The organism is Pauljensenia sp. UMB3104, from assembly GCF_030217285.1.
In the GTDB taxonomy this organism is placed as follows: domain Bacteria; phylum Actinomycetota; class Actinomycetes; order Actinomycetales; family Actinomycetaceae; genus Pauljensenia.
This window is the reverse complement of the sequence record NZ_JASONN010000150.1, coordinates 1-324: the sequence shown is the minus strand read 5'-3', so window position 1 is coordinate 324 and position 324 is coordinate 1. Positions and strand designations below refer to the sequence as shown.

General features: G+C 52.2%; 1 protein-coding gene. It reads right to left on the bottom strand.

What is annotated here, in order from left to right; translation table 11 throughout:
- Nucleotides 1-324: HAD family hydrolase (locus QP415_RS11145; RefSeq protein WP_285100107.1), on the bottom strand; the 324-nt coding region annotated here is incomplete at both ends.

Sequence of the window (324 nt, the reverse complement as noted above, 5' to 3'; positions counted from 1 at the left end):
ACGGCTCCCGTGACAAAATCACCGGATTTTTTCACATTATCATCGGCGCCACCCATGACAACGCCGAAGTTTGCCCACTCAATCATGGGAACATCATTCGTGCCATCACCGATCGCGACAGTGCCTTCAAAGGGAACACCCAAGTCGGCGCTCAGAGTTTCAAGCCCGCTGGCTTTCGTTACTCCCAGGGGAAGAACGTCAGCCCAACTGGTCCAACCGATCGAGCATTCCCAGTTCCCAATAACTCCCGCATTGGTCAAAGCAGTTTCAAACTCTTCACGGTTCATCGCTGGTTCACGAATAACAACCTTAATCGCGTCAGCT